Genomic DNA, 12,435 nt, shown 5'->3' with positions numbered 1-12,435 from the left:
AAGAAAACCCATGTGCGTCGCGTCGCTTGAGCTTCCGACCCGGGCCATGACCGTGGGGCACCAGCCGGTTCTCCTGCACGAGGTGATCGCCCACCTCGCGCCGGAGAGCGGCCGGACTTACCTCGACTGCACTTTCGGCGGTGGTGGCCATACGCAGGAGATTCTGCGCCGTGGCGCCAGTGTGGTAGCACTGGACCGGGATCCATCCGCCCAACCCCGGGCTGCGTCGGTGCAGGCGCAGTTCCCGGGCGCCTTTCGCTTCGTCGACCTGAATTTCGGCGACCTCGCCGCGCTGCCCGAGCACGGCTTCGCCGGCATCCTGTTCGACCTCGGCGTCTCGTCCTTCCAACTCGACGAGGTCGAGCGCGGCTTCGCCTTCCGCCACGACGCGCCGGTCGACATGCGCATGAATCCGCGCGAGGGCCAGCCGGCCGCACGGTGGCTCGAGGTCGCCTCGCACGACGCCCTCGTCCGCGCCATTCGCGACTACGGCGAGGAGCCGAACTGGCGCCGTGTCGTTACCGCGATCGAGGCCGCGCGCGGCACCGGTCAGCTCGCCCGCACCGCGTCGCTCGCGCAGGTGATCGCCGACGCGATCCCGGCCGCCGTGAAGCGCGAGAGCAAAATCAATCCCGCCACGCGCAGCTTCCAGGGCATCCGCATCGCCGTGAACGACGAGATCGGCGCGATCGAGCGCGCGCTGCCCGCGGCCTTCGAGCGGCTCGCCTCCGGCGGCGTGCTCGCGGTCATCAGCTTCCACTCCCTCGAAGACCGCCCGGTAAAGCAGGCCTTCCGCCGCCTCTGCGGCCTGCCGGTCGACGAGAATGACGCCACGCCGCAGCAGCTGCGCGCGAAGCACGCCGAGCTCCTCACCCGCAAGCCGGTCGTGCCCTCCGCCGCCGAGATTTCCACCAACCCCCGCAGCCGCTCCGCCAAGCTGCGCGTCCTCCGCAAACTCTGATCCTCCGTCGATGAAGCCGCCTCCTCCCAACGCGCTCGTCAACAAGCTCGTCCTCCTGACGCTCGCGCTCCTCATGTTCGCCGGCACCCTCGGCCTCGGCGCCGTCTGGGTCCGCCAGGAAATCTTCGCCACCGCCAACCGCATCCGCGTCCTCGAGGGCGAGACCGCCGATGTCGTGCGCAAGCTCGACGAGGTCGGCGCGCAGATCGCCACCGCCGAGAGCGTGGCCTCGCTGCTCCAGCAGAACGACGCGCTCCGCCTCGGCCTCGCCACCGCCCGGGAAGTCCAGGTCGTCCGCGTCGAGCGCGATCCGGTCCTCGAGCTGAGCCGCAAGGCCGCGGCCGAGGCGATCTTCCGCTCGGCCAACGCCGCGCAGAACGCCAACACCTTCGCGTTCCGCGTCATCCCCGCCTCCCTCTCGCGCTGAGCCATGTCGAAGGGTTTCGCCTCCAACGTCCGCATGACGCTCCTCGCCGTGGGCGTGCTGGGCCTGTTCACCGCCGTGTGCGGCCGACTGGTCTACCTGCACGTCCTGCATCGCGACGAGCTGCTGCGCTTCGTGGAGAAGGCCCGCCGCCAGATCGTCGTCGAGCACGCGCGCCGCGGCGCCATCCTCGACGCCAAAGGCAACGTCCTCGCCACCTCGCGCTCCTACATCGTGCTCGGCGCCGACCCGGAGATGCTCAAGGAGGCGGACAGCGCCAAGTGGGCCGACCTCGCGCGCCTGCTCGGCACCAATTACCTCGAGCTCGACAAGACCCTCCGCAAGTCCATCGCCGCCGCCCAGCTCGCCCTCGCCTCCACCGACGAGGCGGTGAAGGACAAGCGCGTCCGCTACGTGAAGCTGGCCGACGAGGTCGACGAGGCGATCTACGACAAGATCATGGACCTGCGCATCCGCGGCCTCTACGGCTCCCGCGGCTACAAGCGCGTCTATCCCGGCAACCAGCTCGCCGCCCACGTCATCGGCTACATCAACAAGGAGAACATCCCCGTCACCGGCGCCGAGAAGCACCTCGACCTCTACCTCAAGGGCCAGGACGGCTGGATCGAGTCCGAAAAGGACGGCGCGCGCCGCGAGATGGCGCAGTTCCGCACCCGCGAGGTCGATCCGCAGGACGGCCACGACGTCGTGCTCACGATCGACTCCGTCATCCAGAACGTCATCGAGCGCGAACTCGACGCCCTCGCCGCGAAATACCATCCGAAGTTCGCCACCATCATCGTCAGCGACCCGCAGACCGGCGCCATCCTCGGCCTGGCCAACTGGCCGAGCTACAACCTCAACGAGTTCTTCAAGGCCCCGCTCGACGTCCAGCGCAACAACGCCGTCACCGACATCGTCGAGCCCGGCTCCACCTTCAAGATCGTCGCCGCCGGCGGCGGCCTGAACGACGGCACCGTCCTCCCCACCACCACCTTCGACTGCGAGGCGCCCACCGTCATCATCGACGGCAAGGAGCGCCGGCTGCCCAAGGAGGACCACCCGATGGGCGTCCTCTCCGTGCGCGAGATCGTCAGCCACTCGAGCAACCGCGGCGCCGCCCACATCGCGATGGCGATGGGCGCCCAGCGCTTCTACGAATACGCGAAACTCTACGGCTTCGGCGAGACGACCAAGTTCGGCCTCGGCGGCGAGGTGCGCGGCATCCTCGAGCCGCCGGCCAAGTGGGACGGCCTCACCATCACGCGCATGCCGATGGGCCACGCCGTCGCCGCCACGCCGCTGCAGATTCACATGGCGATGAGCGTCGTCGCCAACGGCGGCACGCTGCTCCGCCCGCAGATCATCAAGGAAATCCGCGACCCCGAGGGCAAGGTCGTCCGCGCCTTCACGCCCGAGAAGCGCAACCAGGTCCTCCGCCCCAGCACCGCCGCCACGCTCGCGCAGATGCTCCACGGCGTCGTCGGCCCCGGCGGCACCGCCGACGGCTTCGACATCGAGGGCTTCGAGATCGCGGGCAAGACCGGCACGACGCAGAAGCTCGTCGACGGCAAATACTCCACCACGCGCCACGTCGCCTCGTTCGTCGGCTTCTTCCCCGCCAGCCGCCCGCAGGTCGTGCTCTCCGTCATCGTCGACGACGCCAAGGTCCCCGGCGGTCTCGCCTACGGCCGCGCCGTCTCCGCCCCGGCGTTCAAGCACGTCGCCGAACAACTCATCCAATATCTCGACATCAAGCCCGTGCGCGCGCCGTCGCGCGTCGCCCTGGCCCTGACCGGAGCCGCCCCATGATCGGCTACCTCACACCCAACTATCCGCTCGTCGCGGCCTTCCGCTCGCTGCCGGCCACCCGCCGCCGCCCGGTCGACCGCATGTCCCAACAGATCTTCAAAATGGCGCCGAAGCTCTCCGACTTCCTCAACGACGACGAAATCGTCGCGAGCAAGGGCGATCTCGACCGCCCCATCTCCGGCCTGGCGATGGACAGCCGCCGGGTGCTGCACGGCAACCTCTTCTTCGCGCTCCCCGGCCGCCGCGCCGACGGCAACCTCTTCATCGACGAGGCCGTCAACCGCGGCGCCGTCGCCATCATCGCGGAGAAGATCCCCGCCGTCACCTCCGCCCGCGTCACCTACGTGCAGGTGGCCGACGCCCGCCGCCTGCTCGCGCGCGTCTCCCAGCGCTTCTTCAAGTTCCCCGACCGCTCGCTCGACCTCGTCGGCGTCACCGGCACCAACGGCAAGACCACCGTCGCCGCCCTCGCCAAGCACCTCCTCTCCACCGACCGCCAGCGCGTCGGCCTCATTGGCACCGTCAACTACGACCTCGGCGCCCGCGTCGTCCCGTCCTACCGCACCACGCCCGAGGCGCTCGAGCTCTACGGCATGCTCGCCCAGATGCGCGACGCCGGCTGCCGCCAGGCCGTGATGGAGGTCAGCTCCCACGGCATCGACCAGCAGCGCGTGCTCGGCATGCAGTTCGGCGTCGCGGTCTTCACCAACCTCACGCAGGACCACCTCGACTACCACGGCTCGATGGACGCCTACTTCGCGGTCAAGGCGCGCCTCTTCCGCGGCGAGACCGCGCCCGCGCCGCGCGCGGCCGCGATCAACCTCGACGACCCGCACGGCCGCCGCCTCGCCGCCGACGCGCCCGCGACGATCCGGCTCGTCACCTTCGGCGAGGCGCCCGACGCCCAGATCCGCGCCGAGAACATCCGCCTCGGCTTCACCGGCGCGGCGTTCACCCTCGTCTGGCCGGAGGGCCGCGCCGAGATCGAGAGCCCGCTCATCGGCCGCTACAACGTCTCCAACGTCCTCGCCGCCTTCGCCGCCTGCTACGCCCTCGGCCGCGACCCGCAGATCATCGCCCCCCGCCTGAAGAGCTTCACCGGCGTCTCCGGCCGCATGGAGCGCGTGGACGCCGGCCAGCCGTTCAACGTCCTCGTCGACTACGCCCACACCGACGACGCCCTGCGCAACGCCCTCGGCATGCTCAAGGCCATCACGCCCGGCCGCCTCCTCGTCGTCTTCGGCTGCGGCGGCAACCGCGACCGCGCTAAGCGCGCGCTCATGACCGCCGCCGTGCAGGAACTCGCCGACGCCGCCTGGGCCACCGCCGACAACCCGCGCCACGAGCCGCTGCTCCAGATCTTCTCCGACATGAAGCCCGGCGTCACCGCGCCGGAGCGGATCACCTTCGTGGAGGACCGCCGCCGCGCCATCAGCCTCGCGCTCGACGCCGCGCGCCCGGGCGACTGCCTGCTCATCGCCGGCAAGGGCCACGAGACCTTCCAGGAACTCGCCGACACCGTCGTGCCGTTCGACGACCGCCAGGTCGTCCGCGAGCTCATCGGCATCAAGCAGCTCAAACCGCTCTGAGCGCCATGGACCGTCTCCCGGAAAACCCGCCCCGCATCGCGCCCAAGCCCGGGACGGCCGACGCCCTCAAGCCGGCCGCCACCTGGGTGCGCGCCAAGCGCGCGCCGCGGCGCCAGCGCCCCGACGGCGCGAGCGCGCTGCAGCTCGGCGCCATCAACCTCGCGAGCAACCGCCATGCGTGAGTTCGCCCCGCAGTCGCTCGCCGCGTGGACCGGTGGTCGTTGGACAACGATGCCGGTCTCGTCGCTTTCGGGCTTCAACCAGGACACCCGCACGCTGGCCGCCGGCCAGGTCTTCGTCGCGCTGAAGACCGAGCAGCGCGACGGCCACGACTTCCTCGCCGCCGCCGCGGCGAAGGGCGCCGCCGCTGCGCTCGTCGCCCGGGAGATCGCCGGCGCCGCCCTGCCGCAGCTCGTGGTCGCCGATCCGCTCCGCGCCTTCCAGGCCATCGCCGCCGCGCACCGCCGCACCTTCGCCGGCCGCGTCATCGGCATCACCGGCAGCGCGGGCAAGACCTCGACCAAGGACCTCGTCGCGCTGCTCCTCGGCGGCGCCCCGTCGGTCCTCGCCACCGCCGGCAACCTCAACAATTTCATCGGCGTCCCGCTCACGCTCACCCAGCTCGACCCGGCCGCGCACGCCGCCGCGGTGATCGAGGCGGGCATCAACATGCCGGGCGAGATGCGCGACCTCGCCGGCATGATCCAGCCCGACCACGCGATCGTGACGCTCGTCGGTCCCGCGCACCTGGAGAAGCTCGGCTCGCTCGAGGGCGTGGCGGCGGAAAAGGTCCAGATGCTGACCGGCGTCCGCGCCGGCGGCCTGCAGGTGTTCCCGGTCGCGTGCGCGCAGTATGCGCCCTTCCGCGCGCTCGCCCATCCGCTCGTGCTCGTGCCGGCGAACGAGGCCATGGTGCGGGTCGACGGCCGCACCGTGCAGTTCACCGTCCTGCACCGGCCCGACCGCACCGAGGTCACGCTCGGCGCGAAGCGCACCTTCATCCTCCGCCGCGTCTCCGGCGGCATGGCCCAGAACGCCGCGCTCGCGCTCGCGCTCGCCTCCGAGCTCGGCGTCGACGACGCCACGCTCCAGTCGCGCCTCGCCGCCTGGCAGCCCTCGAAGTGGCGCGGCGAGATGCAGCGGGTGGGGGAGGCCGAGGTCTACTGCGATTTCTACAACGCCAATCCCGCCTCGATGGCCGACGCCATCGCGGCCTTCGCCGGCCTCGCGCGGCCGGAGCTGCCGCGCCTCTACGTCCTCGGCGGCATGGAGGAGCTCGGCGCGGCGGCGGCGGATTTCCACCAGCAGCTCGGCCGCACCATCCTGCTCCGGCCGGGCGATTTCCTCTTCGCGATCGGCACCCACGCCGCCGCGCTGCGCGAGGGCCTGCTCGAGAACGGCAACGATCCGGAACAGATCGCCGTCGTCACCGACCTCGGGGCGGTCCGCGCGCGGCTCGCGACCTTCTCGGGCGCCGCCTTCCTCAAGGGCAGCCGCCGCTATCGCCTCGAGACCGTCCTCGACCCGCAGGCCGCCGCCCACTGAGCCATGAAACTCGCCGGCCTTTCCTCCGCGCTCGCCCCGGACTTCGCGTCCGGCGCGGCCGCGTCGCCCGGCCGGGTCGCGCCGAACGCGGCGCCCGCACGCTTCGAGGAGTGCCTGGCCACCTCGACGACCGCCGGCGAGCCGGCGGGCGTCGCCGTCCGCTCCGTCACCGAGAACGCCGCCTGGAGCGAGCGCGCCGCGCAGAACCTGTCCCCGCTCTCCGAGCCTCCCTCGTCCGTGGCCCGCGTGATCCGCGAGTCCTACGGCCGCTACCTTGCCGCGCGGCCCCGCCGCTTCCACGCCCATGCTTAGCTACCTCGCCGACTACGAGCAGTATTTCGGACCGCTGCGCCTCTTCGCCTCGCAGACGTTCCGCATCATCATGGGCTCGGCCACCGCGCTCGTCATCGGCTTCCTCATCGGCCCCTGGCTCATCCGGCGCTTCCGCGAGCTGAAGTTCGGCCACGGCTACATCGACGAGCGCACCGGCGCGCTCGGCGCGACCTACTTCGACAAGAAGCACACGCCGACGATGGGCGGGCTCATCATCTTCCTGTCGGTCTTCCTCAGCAGCGTGCTCTGGGCGCGGCCCAACGTCTGGGTCTTCGTCGCCCTCTTCGTCTACGCCGCGCTGACCGTGCCGGGCTGGCGCGACGACTACCTCAAGGTCGTCCACAAGAACAAGGACGGCATCAAGCCCTGGGAGAAGATCGGCTGGCAGTCGCTCGCCACCGGCGTCGCGCTCGGCGTGCTGCTCTGGCATCCGCTCAGCGCGAACAAGATCCGCGAGCTCTGGGTGCCGTTCCTCAAGGACGCGCTGATCGCGCACATGCCGTGGTGGCTGCTGCTGGTGCTGATCTACCTCTGGATCGTCGGCTTCTCCAACGCTATCAACCTCACCGACGGCCTCGACGGCCTCGCCGTCGGCTGCACGATCACGGTGGCGCTCGTGCTGGGCATCATGGCCTACATCGCGGGCAACTCGATCTTCTCGGAATACCTCCTGCTCAGCCACGTGCCCGGCGCGGGCGAGCTCACCGTCGTGTGCGGCGCGCTGATCGGCGGCTGCATGGCCTTCCTCTGGTTCAACTCGCACCCGGCCGAGGTGTTCATGGGCGACACCGGCTCGCTCGCCCTCGGCGGCCTCATCGGCGTGATCGCGTTCATGATCCACCAGCCGTTCACGCTCGTGATCATCGGCGGCGTGTTCGTGATGGAGCTGCTCTCGGTCGTCTTCCAGGTGAGCTGGTTCAAGTTCACCAAGCGCCGCTACGGCGAGGGCCGCCGGCTCTTCCGCATGGCGCCGATCCACCACCATTTCCAGAAGCTCGGCTGGCCGGAGACCAAGGTCGTGCTCCGCTTCTGGGTCCTTTCCCTCGGCTTCGCCCTCGTCGGCCTGGCCACGCTGAAACTCCGCTGACCCCACAACCATGCCCATCGACTTCAGCTCCGATCTCACGCCCAGCTTCCGAGAAATCTCCCACGCCGGTCTCCTCCTGCTCAAGCAGCCGCTCGTCCGCTCGAGCGGCAAGCTCCGCCGCCTCCGCCGCGGCGTCACGCTGCCCGAGCTGCCGCTGAAGACCGCCCGCACTTTCGCAGGAGTCCGCTGACAGGTTCTTTATTCATTACCTTAACCGGAACCAAAACCACCCGCTGTCGTCGGACCCCTGCTCGCTTTCCATGACCATCGTGCTCGTCATCGTCTCCCTGCTGATCCTCCAGGCGCTGCTCACGCTGGACCAGCCGCGGACCGATCCGTGACGCGCGCCGCCCCGCGGCGCGCCCGTCTCGTCAATCGCGTGCGAAGCGCCGCGCGCGGTCCATTTTTAGATAGCAAATCGCCGAATCACCGACCCATACTTCACCCATGAAAATCCTGCAGATCTTCGGAGCAGTCATCGCCGTGCACCTGCTCGCGTTTATCTTCATTTTCGCCAGCCCGGGCTGCCAATCGAGCCCGCGCAACGTCCCGACGCCCGACGCCACCGTGCCCAACGTCAGCGGCACCGACACCGGCGCCGCGCCGGTCAGCTACACGCCCGCGCCCGCCGACGCCGGCGCCGTGACCTACGCCCCGCCCGCCGCCTACGGCCGGGCCGAGCCCACGCGTCCCGGCTCGCCCAACGCCGCCGCGATCACGCCGGCCAAGCCGGCCGAGGAGGTCGCGCCGGTCAGCACCTACACCGTCGGCCGCGGCGATTCCCTCTGGAGCATCGCCAAGAAGAACCATCTCAGCGTCGCCGAACTCGCCAAGGCCAACAACCTCGCCGTCGGCGCCACGCTGCAGCCGGGCAAGAAACTCATCATCCCGGGCAAGGCGCCCGCGCCGAAGGACCTCGCCACCACCTCCGCGACCGAGATGAAGGCCGCCACCGCGGCGCCCGCGCCCGCCGCGGTCCGCAGCGGCGACGCCGTGCGCCACACCGTGCAGCCCGGCGAGAGCCTCGGCACCATCGCCCGCAAGTATCAGGTGACCGTCGGCGAGCTCGCCGCCGCCAACAGCATCACCGACCCGGCCAAGGTCCGCGCCGGCCAGACGCTGGTCATCCCCGGCTTCAAGACGGTGACGCCGAAGTCCACCGCTTCCAAGCCCGCCGCCAAGGGCGGCAGCGGCGCCAAGCCGGCCGCCGCGGAGGCCGCGACCCCGGTCGCCGAGCCGACCGTCACGCCCGCCGCCCCGCATTTTGAAATCGCCGCCCCGCCTCCGGGGCAGGACCTCGACGCCGGCCTGAAGGAGCAGCCGGCCGACGTCCCGACGATCAAGGTCGACGACGCGAAGACGCCGACGCCGCCGAAGGGCTGACGCCGCATCACCTCTCCCCCCGGTGAGTTCGAGCGACGCGCCACCTTCTTCTCCCCGCCGCCACCTCACGATCACTCCCGCGAGCGTCATCCTCGTGTGCGTGGCCGCGTTGCTGGCTATGGGCCTGACGGTGCTGTTTAGCGCCAGCTCCACGGTCAAGGGCGCCGCGCCGACCTCGTTCCTCTACAAGCAGCTCATCTTTCTCGCGTTTTCGATCGGGGCCGCCTGGGCCGTGGCCCGCGCCGACCTCGAGCGCCTGCGCAACTTCGCCTGGGTCATCGCCGGCATCACGATCTTCGGGCTGATCCTCGTGCTCATCCCGCACGTCGGCATCTCGGTGAAGGGCAGCCGGCGCTGGCTCGGCTTCGGCAGCCTGCGCCTGCAGGTCTCGGAATTCGCCAAGCTCGCGCTCGTCTTCGGCCTCTCGCACTACCTCGCGCTCAACCAGAACAAGATGGACGACCTGAAGCGCGGCTTCCTCTACCCGTGCGCGGGCATCGGCTGCCTCGCCGGCCTCATCCTGCTCGAACCGGACTTCGGCACCGCGTTCCTCTGCGGCGCGGTCGGGATGATCCTGCTCTTCCTCGCCGGCGGCCGGCTCAAGTTCATCCTGCCGTCCGTCGCGCTCGCCCTGATGGGCTTCGTCGTGCTCGTGCTGCACAACCCGAACCGCCTGCGCCGCATCACCGCCTTCATGGACGTCGAGGCCAACCGCAGCGAGGGCGCCTACCAGCTCTGGCAGGCCATCCTCGCCTTCGCCGCCGGCGGCGTCGAGGGCGTCGGCATCGGCAACGGCCGCCAGCAGCAGTCCTTCCTGCCCGAGGCGCACACCGACTTCATCTTCGCCATCATGGGCGAGGAGATGGGCCTGATCTTCACCCTGCTCACCGTCGCGCTGTTCATCACCATCTTCGTCGCCGGGCTCATGCACGTGCGGCGCGCGCCGAACCTCTTCCAGTTCCTCCTCGTGACCGGCTGCCTGCTCCTGATGTGCCTGCAGGCGATCATCAACCTCGCCGTGGTCACGGGCATGATGCCCACCAAGGGCATGTCGCTGCCGTTCATTTCCTACGGCGGCTCCAATCTCCTGCTGATGGGCCTGCTCGTCGGCGTCATCGTCAACACCGCGCGCACGTGGGAGCGGCCGAAGCCGCTCGAGCGCAAGCGCGCCCTCGCGGAAGTCGAAGCATGAGCCGTTTTCTCATCGCCTGTGGCGGCACCGGCGGACACCTCGCGCCGGGCATCGCGCTCGCGGAAGCCCTCCGCGCCCGCGGCCACGACGTGCGCCTCTTCATCTCGCACAAGAAGGTCGACTCGCGCCTCGCGGAAAAATACCCGCACCTCACCACCGCGGCGGTCCCCGGCGCGCCCTTCGGCCTCCGGCCCGACGTGCTCGTGCGCTGCGTCGGCAAGCAGACGCACGGCCTGTTCTACTCGCTCAAATACCTCGCGCAGTTCCGGCCGCACGTGGTCGTGGGCTTCGGCGGCTTCACCAACGCCGGCGTCACGCTGGCGGCGCGCTGCCTCGGGATCCCGGTCGCCCTGCACGAGGCCAACCGCGTGCCCGGCCGCGCCGTGCGCCTGCTCTCGCGCTTCGCGCAGCGCCTCTACCTGCCGCCGGGCGTCCGCCTGCCGGGCCGCCTCGGCCTGATGGTGCGGCACACCGGCCTGCCCGTCCGCCCCGAGGTCGTGCGCCTGTCGCGCACCGAGGCGCGCGCCCAGCTCGGGGTCGACCAGACGCAGAAGCTGCTCGTCATCGTCGGCGGCAGCCAGGGCTCCGGCAATTTGAACCAGTGGGTCGTCGATCACCTCGCCGCCCTGGCGCAGGAAGGCGTGCAGGTCTGGTGCGTTACCGGCCTGGGCAAGGGCGAGGCGTCCGTCCGCGAGCTGCGCACCAAGCAGGGCGAGGTCGTCCGCGCGTGGTTCGAGCCGTTCACCGACCGCGTCGGGGTCCTGCTCTCCGCCGCCGACCTCGTCGTCAGCCGCGCCGGCGCCGGCACGATCGCGGAGCTCGTCCGCTGCGAGACGCCCGCCGTGCTCGTGCCCTATCCGTTCGCGGCCGACAACCACCAGTGGGCCAACGCGCGCTATTTCGAGCAGCAGGGCGGGGGCTCGTCATCGACCAGAACGCGCTCTCGCTCCTGCAGCAGGAGGTCTTCGACGTGCTCTTCAACGACTGGCTGCTGAACAAATTTCGCGAGAACCTCCACCGCATGGCGCACGAGGACGCCGTGGCCACGATCGTGCAGGACCTCGAGGAGCTGGCCCAGCGCCTGCCGCCGCGCCGCCACCTGCGCCACACGCCGGCGCCCGCCCAGTCCGCATGAGCGCCCCCGCACAGGATTCCTGGTCCGGCTTTCTCGCCGCCGTGCGCCCGGCGCTCGCGGCCGCGACGAAGCTGGTCGAGCGCGAGCCGCTGGGCCCGAAGACGACGATGCGCGTCGGCGGCCCCGCGCGCGTCTACGCCGAGCCGGCGGACGAAGCCGACCTCCGCACGCTCCTCGCCGCGGCGCACGCGCGCGGCCTGCCGGTGTTCATGCTCGGCCGCGGCTCGAACCTCGTCGTGCCCGACGAGGGTGTCGAGGGCCTCGTGATCAGCCTCGCGCATCCGGGCTGGCAGGCGTTCGCGCCGCAGGCCGACGGCCGCGTCTGGGTCGGCGCCGGCCTGCGCCTGAAGAACCTCTGCGGCCTCGCCGCCAAGGCGGGCCTGTCCGGCTTCGAGTTCATGGAGGGCATCCCCGCCTCGGTCGGCGGCGCGCTGCGCATGAATGCCGGCGCCATGGGCGGGTGGACCTTCGACGTCGTCGACGAAGTCCATCTGATGACGCTCGCGGGGAAAAGCGCGTGCTGCCGAAGGCCGCGATGCACGTCGACTACCGGCATTGCGCCGAGCTCGAGACCGCGGTCGCGCTCGGGGCCTTCCTCGTGCCGCGCCAGCCCGCCGACGCCGCGGCGATCCGGCAGCAGATCGAGGCCTACACGAAGAAGCGCCAGGAATCGCAGCCGCGCGAGCCGAGCGCCGGGTGCATCTTCAAGAACCCGCCCGGCACCTCCGCCGGCCGCGTGATCGACGAGTGCGGCCTCAAGGGCGAGCGCGTCGGCGGCGCCGAGGTCTCGCGCGTCCACGCCAACTTCATCGTCAACCGCGACCGCGCCACCGCCGCCGACATCCTCGCGCTCGTGCGCGTCGTCCGGGCGCGCGTGAAGGCCGCGCGCGGCATCGACCTCGAGCCCGAAGTCATGCTCTTCGGCTCCGACTGGAAGAAATTTCTATGAGCTCCCCGATCATCGCCGTCTTCGC

At 70.6% G+C, this 12,435-nt stretch carries 15 protein-coding genes; all 15 read left to right on the top strand.

Annotated features, from left to right (window positions below; all coding sequences use genetic code 11):
- Positions 1–46: 46 nt before the first annotated feature.
- The 15 genes from rsmH to ACMYLB_RS15870 all read left to right on the top strand — a co-directional run bounded on the left by rsmH (position 47) and on the right by ACMYLB_RS15870 (position 12,410).
- The gene (gene rsmH, locus ACMYLB_RS15940) at positions 47–961 is read left to right on the top strand and encodes a 16S rRNA (cytosine(1402)-N(4))-methyltransferase RsmH (RefSeq protein ID WP_415907949.1); all 915 of its coding nucleotides are present in this window, start codon (positions 47–49) and stop codon (positions 959–961) included.
- Between the two features lie 10 nt (positions 962–971).
- Positions 972–1,388, top strand: a complete 417-nt coding sequence (locus ACMYLB_RS15935) for a hypothetical protein (protein ID WP_415907948.1) — start codon at positions 972–974, stop codon at positions 1,386–1,388.
- Between the two features lie 3 nt (positions 1,389–1,391).
- Positions 1,392–3,197, top strand: a complete 1,806-nt coding sequence (locus ACMYLB_RS15930) for a peptidoglycan D,D-transpeptidase FtsI family protein (RefSeq protein WP_415907947.1) — start codon at positions 1,392–1,394, stop codon at positions 3,195–3,197.
- Positions 3,194–4,786 carry a UDP-N-acetylmuramoyl-L-alanyl-D-glutamate--2,6-diaminopimelate ligase gene (locus ACMYLB_RS15925; protein WP_415907946.1) on the top strand — a complete coding sequence of 531 codons (1,593 nt, stop codon included), beginning with the start codon at positions 3,194–3,196 and terminating at the stop codon, positions 4,784–4,786. The genes ACMYLB_RS15930 and ACMYLB_RS15925 overlap by 4 nt, the downstream gene beginning before the upstream one ends.
- Before the next feature lie 5 nt (positions 4,787–4,791).
- Complete coding sequence (locus ACMYLB_RS15920) at positions 4,792–4,968, top strand: hypothetical protein (RefSeq protein WP_415907945.1); 177 nt, start codon at positions 4,792–4,794, stop codon at positions 4,966–4,968.
- The gene (locus ACMYLB_RS15915) at positions 4,961–6,331 is read left to right on the top strand and encodes a UDP-N-acetylmuramoyl-tripeptide--D-alanyl-D-alanine ligase (protein ID WP_415907944.1); all 1,371 of its coding nucleotides are present in this window, start codon (positions 4,961–4,963) and stop codon (positions 6,329–6,331) included. Before ACMYLB_RS15920 ends, ACMYLB_RS15915 begins: the two co-directional genes overlap by 8 nt.
- Before the next feature lie 3 nt (positions 6,332–6,334).
- Complete coding sequence (locus ACMYLB_RS15910; RefSeq protein ID WP_415907943.1) at positions 6,335–6,643, top strand: hypothetical protein; 309 nt, start codon at positions 6,335–6,337, stop codon at positions 6,641–6,643.
- Positions 6,636–7,751 (top strand): phospho-N-acetylmuramoyl-pentapeptide-transferase, encoded by a 1,116-nt coding sequence (mraY, locus tag ACMYLB_RS15905; protein ID WP_415907942.1) that lies wholly within the window; start codon positions 6,636–6,638, stop codon positions 7,749–7,751. Before ACMYLB_RS15910 ends, mraY begins: the two co-directional genes overlap by 8 nt.
- Positions 7,752–7,761: 10 nt before the next feature.
- Positions 7,762–7,941 (top strand): hypothetical protein, encoded by a 180-nt coding sequence (locus tag ACMYLB_RS15900; RefSeq protein WP_415907941.1) that lies wholly within the window; start codon positions 7,762–7,764, stop codon positions 7,939–7,941.
- Between the two features lie 257 nt (positions 7,942–8,198).
- Positions 8,199–9,134, top strand: coding sequence for a LysM peptidoglycan-binding domain-containing protein (locus ACMYLB_RS15895; RefSeq protein ID WP_415907940.1), 936 nt, complete (start codon positions 8,199–8,201; stop codon positions 9,132–9,134).
- A 22-nt stretch (positions 9,135–9,156) separates the two neighbouring features.
- Entirely contained in the window at positions 9,157–10,326 is a 1,170-nt protein-coding gene (gene ftsW / locus ACMYLB_RS15890) for a putative lipid II flippase FtsW (RefSeq protein ID WP_415907939.1), read from the top strand.
- Entirely contained in the window at positions 10,323–11,321 is a 999-nt protein-coding gene (locus ACMYLB_RS15885; protein WP_415907938.1) for a UDP-N-acetylglucosamine--N-acetylmuramyl-(pentapeptide) pyrophosphoryl-undecaprenol N-acetylglucosamine transferase, read from the top strand. Before ftsW ends, ACMYLB_RS15885 begins: the two co-directional genes overlap by 4 nt.
- Positions 11,297–11,461 carry a hypothetical protein gene (locus ACMYLB_RS15880; RefSeq protein ID WP_415907937.1) on the top strand — a complete coding sequence of 55 codons (165 nt, stop codon included), beginning with the start codon at positions 11,297–11,299 and terminating at the stop codon, positions 11,459–11,461. The genes ACMYLB_RS15885 and ACMYLB_RS15880 overlap by 25 nt, the downstream gene beginning before the upstream one ends.
- The gene (locus ACMYLB_RS15875; RefSeq protein ID WP_415907936.1) at positions 11,458–12,201 is read left to right on the top strand and encodes a UDP-N-acetylmuramate dehydrogenase; all 744 of its coding nucleotides are present in this window, start codon (positions 11,458–11,460) and stop codon (positions 12,199–12,201) included. Before ACMYLB_RS15880 ends, ACMYLB_RS15875 begins: the two co-directional genes overlap by 4 nt.
- The gene (locus tag ACMYLB_RS15870) at positions 12,090–12,410 is read left to right on the top strand and encodes a hypothetical protein (protein WP_415911102.1); all 321 of its coding nucleotides are present in this window, start codon (positions 12,090–12,092) and stop codon (positions 12,408–12,410) included. Before ACMYLB_RS15875 ends, ACMYLB_RS15870 begins: the two co-directional genes overlap by 112 nt.
- Positions 12,411–12,435 lie beyond the last annotated feature (25 nt).

It is taken from the genome of Oleiharenicola sp. Vm1, assembly GCF_047777955.1.
GTDB lineage: Bacteria > Verrucomicrobiota > Verrucomicrobiia > Opitutales > Opitutaceae > Didemnitutus.
Note: the sequence above shows the minus strand (reverse complement) of the source record. Positions and strands in the feature narration are given on the sequence as shown.